Here is a 14,119-nt window from a genome sequence, read left to right as displayed (position 1 = left end):
CGCGAGGCATAGGGCAAGAAAAATGTCTTCAGGCGGCGAACAGGTCTTCGTCCAGATTACGACGCGCAGCCTTGAGGCTTTGCTTCCCGGATTGGTTAGCGGTCAGGGCCGACACGATGGCGGCGACGTTATCGCGACCGCCCATGGCCCGCTGTGGCGCGGCCATGCCCTGGATGCGCTGGGCCAGCGCCGCCATGCGCTGGGCCCGTTCTTCGTCCGCGTCGCTACGCACCGGCGCGAGCTCGCGAACCACCGGCGCGGCGACCGCTTCGACCGGCTCAGGCCGCGCTGTCGGCAGGGTCGGGGCCCGGGCGATCAGGCTTTCCAGCTGCGCCTTCACCTCGCGTGCCTTGACGATGCGGTCGTGCAGCAGGTCGGTCTCCTGACCCGAGGCCCGCAGCGAGGCCAGAGCGGTCTCCGCCCGTGACGCCGCGACGTTCAGTTCGGTCACCGCCGCGGCGAACGCCTGCTGTCCGGCGCGCAGGGCGCCCAGCTTCTTCTCCAGCCGAATGCCGTACCCCAGCGCCGCCACCAGCAGCAGCATCAGCACGCCGTCCAGAATCATACCGGTCATCAGCCTCTCCTCCCAAGACGATCAACCGCTTCCGGGCTGATCGGCGCTTCCACACGCACGGCGATATGCTGGCCCTTGCGGCCCATCCGTCCGACGGTCAGCGGTATTGATCCGGCCCGCACCGAGATTTCGGAGTCGGGCGTGGCGTTCAGCATCAGGGTGTCCCCGACCTTCAGGTTCAGCACCTGCGACAGGGGCACCTGCTGCTCGTCCAGCACGGCGCGCACCTCGGTGTCGGTGGTCCAGAGCTCGGTGGCCAGGTGGCCTTCCCAGATGTTGTCGCGACCGAACTTCTCGCCCATGAACTGCTGCAGCAGCATCTTCCGGATGGGCTCCAGCGTCGCATAGGGCAGCAGCAGCTCGACCCGGCCGCCGCGGTCTTCCATGTCGATCCGCAGCTTCACCAGAATCGCCGCGTTGGCCGGGCGCGCGATGGCGGCGAAGCGGGGATTGGTCTCCAGCCGGTCCAGATTGAAGTGAACGGCCGTCAGAGGCTCGAACGCCGCCTGCGCATCCGCCAGAATGACCTCGACCATCCGCTGCACCAGCACGCGCTCGATCGTCGTGTAGGGCCGGCCCTCGATCCGCAGCGCCGCCGTACCCCGGCGTCCGCCCAGCAGCACGTCGACGATCGAATAGATCAGGTTCGAGTCGACCGTCAGCATCCCGTAGTTGTCCAGCTCCTCGGCGCGGAACACCGCCAGGATCGCCGGCAGGGGGATGGAGTTCAGATAGTCGCCGAACCGGATCGACGAGATGTTGTCGAGGCTGACCTCGACGTTGTCCGAGGTGAAGTTGCGCAGGCTGGTCGTCATCAACCGCACCAGGCGGTCGAACACGATCTCCAGCATCGGCAGGCGCTCGTAGCTGACCAGCGCCGAGTTGATGATGGCGCGGATGCCGGACCGTTCGGCCTGCTCGTCCTCGCCCATGTCGAAGCCCAGAAGGCTGTCGATCTCATCCTGATTCAGGACGCGTTCGGACAGGGCCGAAGGACGGTCCTCCTCCGGCTGGGGCGCGAACGGATCGGCTTCGGCGAGGGCGGCGTCGCTCATCGCTATTGCACCAGCATTTCTTCGATCAGGACGGCGTCGACCTTGCCCGGAGCCGCCACCAGATTGACCCGGCGCAGGATTTCGGCCCGCAGCTGGAATGTGCCCGCCGAACCATCCAGATCGTCGGGGCGCAACTCGCGCAGGAAACCCTGGAACAGGTCCTGAAGGCGCGGCATCTGACCTTGCAGCTGCTCGGCGACCGAGGCGTCGTGCATTTCCAGCGTCAGCTTCAGCTTCAGATATGTCGGGCGTCCGTCGGGCGACTGAATGTTCACCACCATGTCCGGCAGGGTGAAGAAGGTGACCCCGTCAGGGCCCTCGGCGATCGTGCCCAGCGAAGGATCGGCCTCGCCGCCTTCGCCGCCGCCATGGCCGCCGCCACCCTTCTTCTCGCCGTGACCGCCGGCTTCCTTCTTTTCGCCGTGGCCGCCGGCCTTCTCGGCCTCGCCATGCCCCTCTTCCGCCGCGGCCGGCTTGGGCTGCAGCAGGAAGAAGGCCGCGCCGCCGCCTCCGCCCAGCACGACCAGCGCCGCCGGGATGATGATGAACAGCAGCGGAAGCTTCTTTTTCTTCGGTGCGCCCTCGGCGCCCTCCTCGCCTTCCGGCGTGGCGTCGCTCGTGGCTGGAACCGCTGCGTCGTCCGCCGCAGCCTCCGCCTTCTTCTTCTTGCCGAATTTCAGCATGCCGACCGCCCCGGGAATCTCAAGGGCCATTCCAGCCATTTTTGGTTAACGACCCGTTTACGATCGGCAAATCCTGCCGGGCTCCGGGTGCAGCTTTACCGCTGAAATGCCCGCCGGCACTGGATTAACCCTGTTGGCACGGCCGTTGCGAGGTCTTCCGTCGAAAGGAGCTCGCCATGGAAAACGCCGCCTACGTCGGTTTGTCCCGCCAGATGACCCTGCGCCGCGAGCTCGACATCGTGGCCAACAACATCGCCAACGTCGACACCACCGGCTTCAAGGTCGAGCAGTTGCTGGTTGGCGAGGAGATCGGCCAGCGCGCCCGCAACGCCTTCGTCCGTCCAGGCGTCAGCTTCGTCATGGACCATGGCGTCGGCCGCGACTTCGGTCAGGGCCCGCTGGAACAGACCGGCCGCGACATGGACTTCGCCATCGAGGGCGAAGGCGCCTTCTTCAAGGTTCAGGAGGGCGCCCGCGAGGCCTATACCCGCGACGGTTCCTTCACGCTTGATCCCACCGGCCGCCTGACGACCAAGCAGGGCCTGCCGGTCGTGGGCGACGGCGGCGAAATCATCCTCGACCGCACCCTCGGCGAAGTCGCCGTGGGGCCCGACGGCACCATCACCCAGAACGGCCAGATCACCGGCCGCCTTTCGGTCGTCCGCTTCGACGCCCTGGCGGTGCTCGAAAAGGGCGGCGACAGCCTCTACCGCAACGCCTCCAACGCCACGCCGATCGAGGCGACCGACGCCCGGGTGCGTCAGGGCATGCTGGAAGGCTCCAACGTCAATCCGATCCTCGAGATCACCAATCTGGTCGAGATCCAGCGCGCCTACGAAAGCGTCAGCCGGATGATCGAAAACACCAACGACCTGTCACGCCGCGCCGTCGAGCGGCTGGGCCGGGTCGGCTAAGGGAGAACCGGGACATGAGAGCGCTCAGAACCGCAGCCTCGGGCATGGCTGCCCAGCAGCTGAACGTCGAGGTCATCTCGAACAACATCGCGAACATGAACACCGTCGGCTACAAGCGCCAGCGGGCCGAGTTCCAGGACCTGCTCTACCAGAACGTCGAGCGCATGGGCGCGCAGTCGTCCAGCCAGGGCACGGTCGTCCCGACCGGCATTCAGGTCGGCGCGGGTGTGAAAGCCGGCGCCGTCTATCGCATCACCGAACAGGGCACGCCCCAGCGCACCGACGGTCGCTACGACGTGGCCATCGACGGTCGCGGCTATTTCCAGATCCTGCTGCCTTCGGGCGAGACCGCCTACACCCGCGCCGGCAACTTCGCCGTCAACGGCGAGGGCCAGCTGGTCACCGACGACGGCTATTCGGTCCAGCCCAACATCTCGATCCCGCAGGACGCGATCGATGTCACCGTTTCCAAGTCCGGCCAGGTGCAGGTCACCCAGGCCGGCCAGACCGAGCCGGCCATCGTCGGCCAGCTTGAGCTTGCGACCTTCTTCAACGAGGCCGGCCTCGAGGCCGTGGGCGACAACCTGCTCATGGAAACCGCCGCATCGGGCGCCGCCAACGTCGGCACGCCCGGCGAGGTCGGCTTCGGCGAAATCCTGCATGGCTACACCGAAGCCTCGAACGTCGACGCCGTGGCCGAAATCAGCGCCCTGATCATCGCCCAGCGCGCCTATGAGATGAACTCCAAGGTCATCACCACCGCCGACGAAATGCTGTCGGTCAGCGCGCAGGTCAAATCGTGAGGGCCCTGATCCTCGGCGTCGCCGCCACACTGCTCGGCGCCACACTGCTCGGCGCCACGGCCGCCCTCGCCGACCCGGTCGCCCTGAAGGTCAATCCGACAGACGACGACGGCTCGGTGACGCTGGGCGATCTGTTCGATGGCGCGGGATCGGCTGCAGGCGTGGTGGTCGGTCGTCGAGTCGGCCCCTCGATCGTCTTCGAAGCCGGCCAGTTGCAGGGCATGGCCCGGCAGGCCGGACTGGACTGGGCAAATCCGACCGGCCTGCGCCGCGTCGTGGTGCGCGGCGTCAACTTCGCCCCCGGAGCCTCTGCTCCGGCCGCCGCCGATCAGGCCCAGCCTGCCGTCGCCCGCGCCGCCGCGCCTGTTCGCGCCGCTTATGGCGACCGCGTCATCAACCGCAACGACATCGTCGAGGTCGCCTACGAGGCCGGCGGCGTCCGCCTGACCATCAGCGGCCGCGCCGAAGGCAATGCCGCCGAAGGCCAGCGGATCGCCATCCGCAACCTGCAATCCAACCGGGTCATCGACGCCGTCGCCATCGGCCCCGGCCTGGCGGTCGCCGGCCCCGGCGCCCAGACCATCCGCACCCAACAGTTCGCTTCCCGCTAGGACAGTCCATATGCGCACCGCCCTGATCGCCACCGCCGCCGCCCTGTCGCTGGGCGCCTGCTCCACCGCCATCGAGGCGGTTCGCGGACCCGAACTGGCCCCGATCGGCTATCCGGCCGCGCTGGTCCCGACCAGCCAGGTCTATCTGGCCTCCCCCGAGGACCAACGCGCCGCCCGCGACGCCCAGAACCAGCGCTGGGCCGCCAGCGCCAACAGCCTGTGGCGCGTCGACTCGCGGAGCTTCTTCGGCGACCAGCGCGCCCGTCGCGTCGGCGACATCGTCACCATCAACATCGACATCGACGACAGCGCCCAGACCTCGAACACCACCAACCGCACGCGCTCCAACGACATCTCGGCCGGCATCTCCAACTTCCTCGGTCTGGAAGGCAGCCTCGGCAAGGCCTTCCCCGGCGGCTTCGATCCGCAGGCTCTGGTCGGCATGGAAGGCCAGCTGAACGCCAACGGCTCCGGCTCGGTCAACCGCGCCGAGAAGGTCAGCCTGACCATCGCCGCCACCGTCACCGACGTCCTGTCCAACGGCAATCTGGTCATTCAGGGCCGGCAGGAAGTCATGACCAACCGCGAGGTGCGCGAACTCACCGTCGCCGGCATCGTGCGGCCCGAGGACATCTCTTCGGCCAATACCATCCGCCACACCCAGATCGCCGAAGCCCGCATCGCCTATGGCGGCCGTGGCGACATCAGCCGCGTTCAGGCCACCCCGGCGGCCCAATCGCTGGTGGAGCGCTTCAGCCCGTTCTGATCTGACGCCTACGTCCGGATCTGACGCAGGTTTGTGCCATGACAGCCTCATGGTCAGGCCGCGCCCACACCTCTTGTCCGGACGATCCGGACGCATCGGACGCTTCGGACGGTCTTTTTTCGTCCGGATCGTCCGAAGCGGCGCCGTGAACCCTTGCCCGAAACCCGCGTTAGCCCGTCAGACGCGAGTTTCTGTATGTTGAAGACCGCCATCCCCGTCATCGCCGCCTTCGGGCTCGCCGCCGCAGCGGCGCAGTCGTATGCGACCGATCCCGCGCCCGCCGCGCCGGGCATGGGTTGGCATCTGAGCCATGAAGGCGACTGGGCCAAACTTGCCTACGGCGCCGAAAACTCCGACCAGCTGGCCCTGATGCTGATGTGCGAGCCGGGCCAGACGCAGGCCGTTGTCTATGGCGACGTCCAGCCCGCCGCCGCCCGCATGATCGATGCGTCCGCCCCGATCGACCCCCTCAGCGGCGACATGTTCGACGAGGCCCGCCTGAACCTGAATGACCGCTCCGTGCGTGGTCTGGTCGACAACGGCCGCATCGTCGTGGAGACTGAAACCGGCCGCGCCCAGTTGACCGCCACCCGCGACGAACGTCGCCTCATCTCGCATTTCGTGTCTTACTGCTCACAGAGCCGCGCCTGAGGGTGCATTCAGCGGGGGCTGAACCATGATCGCCATGCTTGCCGCCCTGGCCCTGACGGGTCAGACGCCCACCGAGGCCGCCTGGACCTGGTCCCTTTATGAGGACAGCCACGTCGTGCTGGCCAACGAGGTGCCGGATACCGCCAACCTCCGCACAACGCTGGAATGCGAAGCGGGCGAGAGCGTCGCCCATCTGACGCTCTACGGAGGCGGAGCGCCCGGCATGGCCCGCCTCAGCGCCGGCGACGCCACCGCCGTCGCGGAGGCCGAGGCGGGCCGGGGCGGCTCCCTGAAGCTGGCCATGCGCACCGACCACCCGGCCTTCGCCGCCTTCGCCGCCAGCGGTCGGCTCAACGTCGCGCTGGGCGACCAAAGGCAGACGGTCGAGGTCCAGACCGCCCACCTTGCCAAGCTGCGCCGCTTCGCCGAGCTTTGTTCCGGCTGATCCGGAGCGCCCATGCGTCCTGCCCTTGTCCTGACCCTGCTTCTCGGCCTCTCCGCCTGCGCCACCGCGGCGCCCGAAGCTCCGCCCGCCGAAAGCGGCTCGCCTCAACCCGTCGCCCGCTATGACTGGATGCTCAATGGCGATGACCACACCGCCAGCCTCGTCTACGGCGTGCCCGAAACCGACGATCTGCGCCTGGGCCTCGACTGCCAGAGAGGCTCCGGCAAACTCGACCTGACTGCGCAGGTCGCCGCAGGCGCATCGCCCGAAATCTACCTCGAATCCGGCGGAGACACCGAGCGCTACCCCGCGGAGGCCTTCCCGTCCGAGTTCGACGACGGTCTGATCCTCACCGCCTCGGCCGGCGCGAAAGAGCCCGTGTTCCAGCGCTTTCGCCGCCTCGGCTGGCTCGCCGTCTGGCAAGGCAAAACCCGCGAACCACTGGTCGCTCACCCCGGCTCGGAAGCCCTCATCGAGCGCTTCTTCGCCTTCTGCGGTTGACGCCCGCCGCCGGCTCCGCTGCATTCGCCCGCGTCGGAGGGACACCATGAAGATTATCGCTGCCATCGGAGCCGCCGCGCTCCTCTCCACCGCCGCGCCCGCCGTTCTGGCCCAGGCCGCGGCGCCAGAGGCCGCCGCCCGCCGCGACGCGGACAACCCCGCCCTCGCCTCCATCCTGGCCGACTACGAGGCCTACCTGCGGCAGGTCGACCCCATCACCGCGGGCTCGGAGGGCGACCGCGCCGCCCTGTCCCGCCTGCCCGACGCCTCCCGCGCCTTCGAGGTCGCCCAGGAGCCGGTGCTGAAAGGCTTCGCCGACCGCCTCGCCGCCCTCGACCCGGCGACGCTGTCTGACGAAGACCGCATCAACCACGCCTTCCTGATCTGGGTCCTGCAACGCTCCTGCGACCGCATCGCGCTCGACACCGGCCGTCTCGACGCCTTCAACTCCGAAGGCGGCCCCGGCCAGACCGCCGGCTACCTCGCCAGCTCCACCCGCATCGCCAACGAGGCTGACGCCGTGGCTTACGTTACGCGCCTCGAAGCCCTGCCCGCCTATTATCGCGACGTTCTCGCCAGCGCCCGGCGCGGCCTCGACACCGGCCTCGTCCAGCCCCGCCCCACCGTCGAGAACGCCCTCAGCCTGATGGAGCCGGAGGCGAAGCTGACGCCAGAAACCGACCCCTTGCTGAAACCCCTCGCCACCCTGCCCGCTTCGATCCCGGCGGCGCGACAGGCGGAGCTCCGCGCCCGCGCCGCCCGGGCCGTGGCAGACGGCGTCATGCCCGAGCGGCGGGAATGGGCCCGCTTCCTGCGTCAGGACTACCTGCCCCGCGCGCCCGAAACCCTCGGCCTCGTCCACCGCCCCGGTGGACGCGAGCTCTACGACTTCCTGACCCGCGGCTTCACCACCACTGACCTGACCCCTGACCAGATCCACCAGATCGGCCTGGAGGAGGTCGCCCGCATCCGCGCCCGCATGGACGAAGAGATGCGCGCCGCCGGCTGGACCGGCGACTTCGCCGGTTTCCTCGCCTTCCTGCGCAGCGACCCGCAGTTCTACTCGACCACCCGCGAGGACCTGCTGGAAAAGGCCTCGGAGATGGCCAAGCGGGCCGACGATCGCCTGCCCGCCCTGTTCGGAACCCTGCCCCGCACCCCGTACGGCGTCCGTCCCGTCCCGGCCGAGATCGAGGCCAACTACACCACTGGCCGCTACTTCGTGGGGTCGCTCAAGAACGGGGTCGCCGGCGGCTACATGGTCAACACCTCCGCCCTGAACCAGCGCCCGCTCTACGAGCTGCCGGCCCTGACGCTGCACGAGGCCGTCCCCGGCCACCACATCCAGATCGCCTTGCAGCAGGAAGCCGCCGAGGGCCCCTATTTCCGCCGCGGCGTCGACGTCACCGCCTTCACGGAGGGCTGGGGCCTTTATGCCGAGTTCCTCGGCGAGGAGATGGGCTTCTACCGGACTCCCTATGAGCGGTTCGGCCGCCTGTCCTACGAGATGTGGCGCGCCTGCCGTCTGGTCGCCGACACCGGCATCCACGCGCTGGGCTGGAACATCGAACAGGCCCGCGCCTGCTTCCGCGACAACTCCGCCCTCGCCCCGCTGAACATCGAGACCGAACTCCAGCGCTACATCGGCTGGCCGGGTCAGGCCACGGCCTACAAGATCGGTGAAATCCGCCTGCGCGAAATCCGCGCCCGGGCCGAGCGTGAACTGGGCGACCGTTTCGACGTTCGCCGCTTCCACGACGCCCTTCTGGTCGACGGCCCCTTGCCGCTGGGCCTGCTGGACCAGCGCATGGATCGCTGGATCGCGGAGGAGAAGGTTCGGCCGGCGGCGCCCTAAAGCCCAAGCGCCGCCCGCTGCTTCTTCGACAGTTTCGCGGCGATGATCGCGTGCGCGATGGCCAGATGCTCGGCCAGTTCGTCGTCCGGCCAGTCGCCTATCGAGGGCAGGTTCACCCACTTCGCCCGCGCCAGATACGGCGCGGGCCTGGCCCGGCCATCCTCGGTCAGCACCTCATAGGCGATGTCCGAGACCTTGAACGAGATGCCGCCCGTCTCGCCGACCATGGCGAACATCTTGCCGCCGATGCGATAGGCGTCGTGATGCTCGCCGAACGGATGGTCCAGCGTGGCGCCCGGGAACGCCAGGCACACCTTGCCCACCCCCGCCCGATCCATGGCTCAGGTCGTGACGCCGACGCCGATCGGGCAGGTCACCCCTGTCCCGCCGATGCCGCAATAGCCGTTCGGCACCTTGGCCAGATAGGCCTGATGATAGTCCTCGGCGAAGTAGAACGGGCCTGCGGATTCGATCTCGGTCGTGATCTCGCCCCGCCCGGCCGCGGTCAGGGCCTGCTGATAGACTTCTCGCGACGCCTCAGCCTGGGCCTTCTGCTCGTCATTTAAATAGTAGATCGCCGACCGGTAGGTGGTCCCGATGTCATTGCCCTGACGCATGCCCTGCGTCGGGTCGTGGTTCTCCCAGAAGGTCTTCAGCAACTCGTCGTAGCTGATCTCGGCCGGATTGAAGACGACCTGAACCACCTCGGTATGCCCCGTGCGGCCGGTGCAGGCCTCCTCATAGGTCGGGTTCGGCGTAAGGCCGCCCGCATACCCCGCCGCCGTCACCCAGACGCCCGGCAGCTTCCAGAAGATCCTCTCCACGCCCCAGAAGCAACCCATGCCGAAGATCGCGGTCTGGAACCGCTCCGGATACGGCCCCTTCAGCGGCCGGCCGTTCACATAATGGACCTCGTCCGTATGCAGAGGCGTCGCCCGTCCCGGCAGGGCGGTGTCGGGTGTTGGCATGGTGGTCTTCTGGGACAGCATGGTGAAACTCCAGTCTTTCGGCTTTCCCCTCATATGGGCCTTCACACGCCGCTTGCCGAGGGGGGCGGCTTGTTCTATCAGCCTCGCCTCGCGCCGGAGAGACCTTCCGGCGGGTTCACGCGCGTCGTGGAAACGGACAGGTGGCGGAGTGGTCGATCGCGCACGCTTGGAAAGCGTGTGTACGTGAAAGCGTACCGAGGGTTCGAATCCCTCTCTGTCCGCCACCGCCTTTGGGCGAGATTTACTCTCTCAGATCTTGAATCAAATAGATCAATACTAGCGGGAGCTTCGCGCTCCAATATTGGGGCGAGCTGCGTTCCTACGTCCAACGCTTCGCGCGTTTGCGCGCAAAATAGGCGCGGGTTTCTCTGAGCGCCCCCCGCCGCTACGGTTTCAGCGTTGTCCTAAGCCACGACTAGCGTTGTCAGAGCCCATTAGTCGTTTGCGATAATCCAACCGTTTGTCCGGTTACAGAGATGTAACCGCGCGATTGAACGCCGGGTGGCCGACTTTGGCGCTAGTTCTTAGGCCTATTCCCAGTGACGCGGGAGAACTTGTTTGACTGACACAACGGATTCCTGCTTGGGTGGTAGTATGGGGCGTAGGCCAAATCCCTTTCAATACGACGACCTACTCGAGGACCACCCCGCCATCTTGGCGAGTGAGCTAAACAGGCGCGGGGTCTTCGATGACAGATCGCTTGAAACATTCGTCCTAGATGTCGACGGTCGATCCATAGAAATAAAGTATTTGGCCGATGTGCCAGCGGTTTTCACAAGAATCCGCTGGGGGCGAAAAGTCAAGGAACAGGTATTCCCCATCAAGACGGTCGAAAACACGTTCGGTACGCGGTATCTGTTTCGCTGCGGCTATACCAAACGACCAGTCACCGCGCTTTATCTGAACGGAGGCGAGCTCAGGAGCCGCCATGCGCTACAGCTGCCCTACACTTCCCGCGCCGGTTGGGAGGAGCGGGAGCAACTGGAGGCCCAGCGTCTTTGCAGGCGACTCGCTGGCACAGACGGACGCGGACCGGCCCGACAGCCGAACAAGGGCAAAATCGTCAGCCGTCTAAATGATCTAGCACGAAGGGGGGCCTATCTGACCCCACAGGCTCGCGCCGTTCTTTTGCGCTCACTTGAGGAGCAGCAGAAACCGGGGCGAAAGGTTCGCAGAGCAAGTGAGAAGGTTGGAACTCAGGCCGCTGCGAAACGACAGCGCAGAAGCGGATATATCTCTCCGCATATCATCGTCGCCGGATTGCTTGAGTGGGTTCAGACTGCTCGCAAGAGGTCGCCAACCAAGCCGGCAGGGCGCGTGACGACCAGTCCGAACGATTTCATCGACAGATACCCCAGCCTGCTGCTGAGTGAGCTCAATCGCATGAACAAGTTCGACCCGGAGAACTTGTGGGCTGAAGCCCTTCTGTGGGACCTGCCAACCGCGACGCTGCGAACCCACGTGTGCGTTGACCGAAAGTTCGAACGCCACTTTGCGATCGTCCGCTCGTTCGAAGGAGAGGTCGAGAACACCCAAACGGTCGACATCGTCTACGGTCAGCAGAAAAACCCGAAACCGTATTTCGTCTGTCCCGTCCTCGGCATCAGGACGGAGGGTCTGTATTACCGAGACGGGCGGTTCGGGTCCGCCAAGGCGCAACGGCTGCTTCACCGTTCGCAGCGAGGCAAAAGGTCCCTCTGGCGTCCCGATAGCCTGCGCTGACCCGCCCATGACAGAGGGATTTCCGTCATCAGATCTGCGAGCGTCAACGAGGCTGGCTGGGTACCTTTCAGGATAGAGGCCTGAATATCGGGAGCGAGGAACGCGAGTGCAGCCAGGCGCCGCTCGTAGGTGCTTTTGGGTCCGATGGGCTGACGCTGATTGATTATCGCGGGGCCAACAAGTCGGTGTCCCTCTCTAAGCGCTTTGACCAAAGCCCTGTCGGGCCGAATAACACTCGCTTGGGCCGCGCCCTGCAGGATTGTTCGGCCTCCCCGGAAACTCAGTCTTCCTGTCAGGGTAACGAGCACCCCGCCTTCGGCTTCGGACGCATACTCGCCGTTCGCCAAGTTCGGACTGATCTGCCGGAACAGCCGGGCGGCCTCTGTCGTCGCCGACGCCAGCAAGAGATCAACCCCGTCTTCCCGGAGGACGACCTTGCCAATACCCGCGCAGCTGCCGGGGCAGAGCCGAGAGACGGTTTCTGCAACCAACCTGTCCAGATCAGGTCCGGGCAACCGTCGCGCCTTTCCCGGTTTGCCAGTCACGCTGCCGGTCGAGACATAGTATCGATAAGTCTTGCCGCCCCGCCCGCCGGTGAAGGTCGGCGTCATCGGCCGGCCGTTCTCGTCGAACAGCTTGCCCATCAGCGGTGACGACGTCCGGCGCGCCGAGCCGGTCGTGCGTTTCACGGCATTGGACTTGAGCTGCGCCTGCACCTGATCGAACAGCGCCTGATCGATGATCGGCGGATGGAGCCCGTCGTAGATCTCGTCCTTGTGGCGGACCTTGCCGAGATATGCCGGGTTGGCGAGCAGCTTGTAGGCCGCACCGCGATCGATAGGCACACCACCCCGCTGCCGTCCCGTCGAGAACATGGACAACTTGGACCGGACCCCCTGCGCCTTCAGCTCAGCCACGAGGGCATGCACCGATTTGAGCTCGAGGTACCGGGTGAATATGTGCCGGACCGTCTGCGCCTCTTCCTCGTGGATCCTGAGCGTGCGTCCCTCGGCCTCGTAGCCGAGCGGCACGCCGCCGCCCATCCACATGCCCTTCTTCTTGGACGCCGCGATCTTGTCCCGGATCCGCTCTGACGTGACCTCGCGCTCGAACTGGGCGAACGAGAGCAGCATGTTCAGCGTCAGCCGCCCCATCGACGAGGTGGTGTTGAATGACTGCGTCACCGACACAAATGAGACGCCGTGCTTGTCGAACACCTCCACGATCTTGGCGAAGTCCCAAAGCGACCGGGTCAGGCGATCGACCTTGTAGACCACCACCACATCGATCTTCCGGGCGGCGATGTCGGCGAGCAGTTGTTTGAGGCCCGGCCGCTCCATGGTGCCGCCGGAAACCCCGCCGTCGTCGTAGGCCGTCTTCAGGCAGCTCCAGCCCTCGCCGATTTGGGAACGGATATAGGCCTCGCAGGCATCCCGCTGGGCGTGGAGGGAGTTGTACTCCTGCTCCAGCCCCTCCTCCGAGCTCTTGCGGGTGTAGACGGCGCAGCGAACGGTCTTCGGCTTCATGCGGCCCTCGCCTTCTCGGCTTCACGCAGTCCGAAGAACCGGGGCCCGTTCCAGCGCGTGCCGGAAATCTCGCGGGCGATCTCGGACAGGCTCCGGTAGCTGCGGTCGGCGTAGCGGTAGCCGCCCTCCTCCACGATCACCTCGTGCGGCACCCCCTTCCACTCCCGCATGAGCCGCACCCCCGGCTGTAGCCGGTCGGCCGCAGACGCTCCCGCGCCGCCTCTTCGAAGCCGGCGTTTGGTTTCTGCATCCAGCCCGCCGAAGGCGTCGGCCTGAATGCGCCACGCCAAGTTCAGGCGAAGCAACTGCGGGGAGCGCAGCCTGGGCGGCGGTCCGTAGCGCTTGCGCCAGACCTCTCGCAGCTCCTCCAGACCCATGGGGACCAGTGCGGCGACCTCCGCTTCAATGCGGGTCTCCAGATCAGTCATGACGCCGACCCCAGTCCTCGACGCCAGCCCGGCGGCGGAACACGCGCATGGCGCGAACGAGGGTCAGGATGTCGTCGCCGGCTTCGGCGATCTGGTCCTCGCGGCTCAGGTCGCCGCCGATTACCGCATCAAACGTGATGGGGTGGGTCTCTTCAAGGATATCCGAGACCGCCACCGACAGCCTCTCCAGCACCTCTTCGGCGAAGCGTCTGTCGATCACGCCAGCGCCTCCGCCTCGGGCGCGATGCGGTAGACCCGGACGCCGTCGATCCGGTCCGAGGCGATCTGGTAACCGCGGGTGCGCTTGAGCGACCCGGCCAGCGCGCCCCGCACTGAATGGGGCCGCCAGTTCACCGCGTCGCACAGGGTCTGCAGGCTGGCGCCTTCGGGACGGCGCATCAGGCTGACGAGAAGCCCGAGCTTGCCGACGACCGGCGCCGGGGCCGAACGGGGCTCAACGGGGATACGGGCAATCGGGTGCGTGGCGCCTTGTCGACTGGCGCGTCGCGCCGCGCGAAGTACGCGGCCCGGCTCGGGCTTTGGCGAAGGACTGCGGGTTCTGATGGACATGGCTCTCTCCTGGATCGAGCCGTTGG

The 14,119-nt window shown here is 66.6% G+C and carries 18 protein-coding genes and 1 tRNA gene; 10 read left to right on the top strand and 9 right to left on the bottom strand.

Annotation, left to right across the window (positions count from 1 at the left end; all coding sequences use genetic code 11):
* Positions 1-28 precede the first annotated feature (28 nt).
* The 3 genes from ACIQC9_RS03105 to ACIQC9_RS03095 are packed head-to-tail and all read right to left on the bottom strand — an operon-like array spanning position 29 to position 2,342.
* Positions 29-574 carry a DUF6468 domain-containing protein gene (locus tag ACIQC9_RS03105; protein ID WP_400612284.1) on the bottom strand — a complete coding sequence of 182 codons (546 nt, stop codon included), beginning with the start codon at positions 572-574 and terminating at the stop codon, positions 29-31.
* Positions 574-1,629, bottom strand: a complete 1,056-nt coding sequence (gene fliM / locus ACIQC9_RS03100) for a flagellar motor switch protein FliM (RefSeq protein WP_400612281.1) — start codon at positions 1,627-1,629, stop codon at positions 574-576. The genes ACIQC9_RS03105 and fliM overlap by 1 nt, the downstream gene beginning before the upstream one ends.
* A gap of 2 nt (positions 1,630-1,631) precedes the next feature.
* On the bottom strand, positions 1,632-2,342 hold the full coding sequence (locus ACIQC9_RS03095) for a flagellar basal body-associated FliL family protein (protein WP_400612280.1): 711 nt from the start codon (positions 2,340-2,342) through the stop codon (positions 1,632-1,634).
* A gap of 146 nt (positions 2,343-2,488) precedes the next feature.
* Between ACIQC9_RS03095 and flgF the strand changes: the two genes are divergently transcribed.
* From flgF to ACIQC9_RS03055, 8 genes are all read left to right on the top strand, one after another.
* Positions 2,489-3,226 (top strand): flagellar basal-body rod protein FlgF, encoded by a 738-nt coding sequence (gene flgF, locus ACIQC9_RS03090; RefSeq protein ID WP_400612279.1) that lies wholly within the window; start codon positions 2,489-2,491, stop codon positions 3,224-3,226.
* Positions 3,227-3,240: 14 nt separating this feature from the next.
* Entirely contained in the window at positions 3,241-4,029 is a 789-nt protein-coding gene (flgG, locus tag ACIQC9_RS03085; protein WP_400612278.1) for a flagellar basal-body rod protein FlgG, read from the top strand.
* Complete coding sequence (locus tag ACIQC9_RS03080; protein WP_400612276.1) at positions 4,026-4,640, top strand: flagella basal body P-ring formation protein FlgA; 615 nt, start codon at positions 4,026-4,028, stop codon at positions 4,638-4,640. The genes flgG and ACIQC9_RS03080 overlap by 4 nt, the downstream gene beginning before the upstream one ends.
* Positions 4,641-4,650: 10 nt before the next feature.
* Entirely contained in the window at positions 4,651-5,406 is a 756-nt protein-coding gene (gene flgH, locus ACIQC9_RS03075; RefSeq protein ID WP_400612274.1) for a flagellar basal body L-ring protein FlgH, read from the top strand.
* A gap of 195 nt (positions 5,407-5,601) precedes the next feature.
* Complete coding sequence (locus tag ACIQC9_RS03070; RefSeq protein WP_400612271.1) at positions 5,602-6,057, top strand: hypothetical protein; 456 nt, start codon at positions 5,602-5,604, stop codon at positions 6,055-6,057.
* Positions 6,058-6,082: 25 nt separating this feature from the next.
* Positions 6,083-6,502 carry a hypothetical protein gene (locus ACIQC9_RS03065; protein WP_400612269.1) on the top strand — a complete coding sequence of 140 codons (420 nt, stop codon included), beginning with the start codon at positions 6,083-6,085 and terminating at the stop codon, positions 6,500-6,502.
* A gap of 12 nt (positions 6,503-6,514) precedes the next feature.
* A complete protein-coding gene (locus ACIQC9_RS03060) occupies positions 6,515-7,003 on the top strand; it encodes a hypothetical protein (RefSeq protein ID WP_400612266.1) in 489 nt (162 codons plus the stop codon).
* 46 nt (positions 7,004-7,049) lie between these two features.
* On the top strand, positions 7,050-8,858 hold the full coding sequence (locus ACIQC9_RS03055; protein WP_400612264.1) for a DUF885 domain-containing protein: 1,809 nt from the start codon (positions 7,050-7,052) through the stop codon (positions 8,856-8,858).
* Here the strand turns inward: ACIQC9_RS03055 and ACIQC9_RS03050 are convergent.
* Positions 8,855-9,196 (bottom strand): MmcQ/YjbR family DNA-binding protein, encoded by a 342-nt coding sequence (locus ACIQC9_RS03050; protein ID WP_400612262.1) that lies wholly within the window; start codon positions 9,194-9,196, stop codon positions 8,855-8,857. The two genes, ACIQC9_RS03055 and ACIQC9_RS03050, sit on opposite strands and share 4 nt — an antisense overlap.
* 3 nt (positions 9,197-9,199) lie before the next feature.
* Positions 9,200-9,847, bottom strand: a complete 648-nt coding sequence (gene msrA / locus ACIQC9_RS03045) for a peptide-methionine (S)-S-oxide reductase MsrA (RefSeq protein WP_400612260.1) — start codon at positions 9,845-9,847, stop codon at positions 9,200-9,202.
* 134 nt (positions 9,848-9,981) lie between these two features.
* On the opposite strand from msrA, the gene ACIQC9_RS03040 reads away from it, so the two are divergent.
* Together ACIQC9_RS03040 and ACIQC9_RS03035 are read left to right on the top strand one after the other, a co-directional pair.
* Positions 9,982-10,071: transfer RNA gene (locus tag ACIQC9_RS03040), tRNA-Ser, on the top strand.
* A gap of 334 nt (positions 10,072-10,405) precedes the next feature.
* The gene (locus tag ACIQC9_RS03035; RefSeq protein ID WP_400612258.1) at positions 10,406-11,569 is read left to right on the top strand and encodes a hypothetical protein; all 1,164 of its coding nucleotides are present in this window, start codon (positions 10,406-10,408) and stop codon (positions 11,567-11,569) included.
* On the opposite strand, the gene ACIQC9_RS03030 is transcribed toward ACIQC9_RS03035, so the two are convergent.
* From ACIQC9_RS03030 to ACIQC9_RS03015, 4 genes are read right to left on the bottom strand one after another with little or no spacing between them, the layout of a single operon-like run.
* On the bottom strand, positions 11,515-13,095 hold the full coding sequence (locus ACIQC9_RS03030) for a recombinase family protein (RefSeq protein WP_400612255.1): 1,581 nt from the start codon (positions 13,093-13,095) through the stop codon (positions 11,515-11,517). The genes ACIQC9_RS03035 and ACIQC9_RS03030 overlap by 55 nt on opposite strands.
* Positions 13,092-13,523: a DUF2924 domain-containing protein gene (locus ACIQC9_RS03025; protein ID WP_400612254.1), complete on the bottom strand. Its 432-nt coding sequence runs from the start codon at positions 13,521-13,523 to the stop codon at positions 13,092-13,094. The genes ACIQC9_RS03030 and ACIQC9_RS03025 overlap by 4 nt, the downstream gene beginning before the upstream one ends.
* The gene (locus ACIQC9_RS03020; protein WP_400612252.1) at positions 13,516-13,743 is read right to left on the bottom strand and encodes a hypothetical protein; all 228 of its coding nucleotides are present in this window, start codon (positions 13,741-13,743) and stop codon (positions 13,516-13,518) included. The genes ACIQC9_RS03025 and ACIQC9_RS03020 overlap by 8 nt, the downstream gene beginning before the upstream one ends.
* Positions 13,740-14,093: a DUF3489 domain-containing protein gene (locus ACIQC9_RS03015; protein ID WP_400612250.1), complete on the bottom strand. Its 354-nt coding sequence runs from the start codon at positions 14,091-14,093 to the stop codon at positions 13,740-13,742. The genes ACIQC9_RS03020 and ACIQC9_RS03015 overlap by 4 nt, the downstream gene beginning before the upstream one ends.
* Between the last annotated feature and the right edge of the window lie 26 nt (positions 14,094-14,119).

The organism is Brevundimonas sp. NPDC092305 (genome assembly GCF_044755415.1).
GTDB lineage: Bacteria > Pseudomonadota > Alphaproteobacteria > Caulobacterales > Caulobacteraceae > Brevundimonas.
Note: the sequence above shows the minus strand (reverse complement) of the source record. Positions and strands in the feature narration are given on the sequence as shown.

Excerpts from the sequence above, each read along its gene's own strand:
- msrA (WP_400612260.1), bottom strand. The coding sequence starts at position 9,847 with ATGCTGTCCCAGAAGACCACCATGCCAACACCCGACACCGCCCTGCCG.
- ACIQC9_RS03025 (WP_400612254.1), bottom strand. The coding sequence starts at position 13,523 with ATGACTGATCTGGAGACCCGCATTGAAGCGGAGGTCGCCGCACTGGTC.
- flgF (WP_400612279.1), top strand. The coding sequence starts at position 2,489 with ATGGAAAACGCCGCCTACGTCGGTTTGTCCCGCCAGATGACCCTGCGC.
- ACIQC9_RS03050 (WP_400612262.1), bottom strand. The coding sequence starts at position 9,196 with ATGGATCGGGCGGGGGTGGGCAAGGTGTGCCTGGCGTTCCCGGGCGCC.
- ACIQC9_RS03065 (WP_400612269.1), top strand. The coding sequence starts at position 6,083 with ATGATCGCCATGCTTGCCGCCCTGGCCCTGACGGGTCAGACGCCCACC.
- ACIQC9_RS03095 (WP_400612280.1), bottom strand. The coding sequence starts at position 2,342 with ATGGCCCTTGAGATTCCCGGGGCGGTCGGCATGCTGAAATTCGGCAAG.
- flgH (WP_400612274.1), top strand. The coding sequence starts at position 4,651 with ATGCGCACCGCCCTGATCGCCACCGCCGCCGCCCTGTCGCTGGGCGCC.
- ACIQC9_RS03055 (WP_400612264.1), top strand. The coding sequence starts at position 7,050 with ATGAAGATTATCGCTGCCATCGGAGCCGCCGCGCTCCTCTCCACCGCC.
- ACIQC9_RS03030 (WP_400612255.1), bottom strand. The coding sequence starts at position 13,095 with ATGAAGCCGAAGACCGTTCGCTGCGCCGTCTACACCCGCAAGAGCTCG.
- ACIQC9_RS03060 (WP_400612266.1), top strand. The coding sequence starts at position 6,515 with ATGCGTCCTGCCCTTGTCCTGACCCTGCTTCTCGGCCTCTCCGCCTGC.
- ACIQC9_RS03070 (WP_400612271.1), top strand. The coding sequence starts at position 5,602 with ATGTTGAAGACCGCCATCCCCGTCATCGCCGCCTTCGGGCTCGCCGCC.
- flgG (WP_400612278.1), top strand. The coding sequence starts at position 3,241 with ATGAGAGCGCTCAGAACCGCAGCCTCGGGCATGGCTGCCCAGCAGCTG.
- ACIQC9_RS03015 (WP_400612250.1), bottom strand. The coding sequence starts at position 14,093 with ATGTCCATCAGAACCCGCAGTCCTTCGCCAAAGCCCGAGCCGGGCCGC.
- fliM (WP_400612281.1), bottom strand. The coding sequence starts at position 1,629 with ATGAGCGACGCCGCCCTCGCCGAAGCCGATCCGTTCGCGCCCCAGCCG.
- ACIQC9_RS03105 (WP_400612284.1), bottom strand. The coding sequence starts at position 574 with ATGACCGGTATGATTCTGGACGGCGTGCTGATGCTGCTGCTGGTGGCG.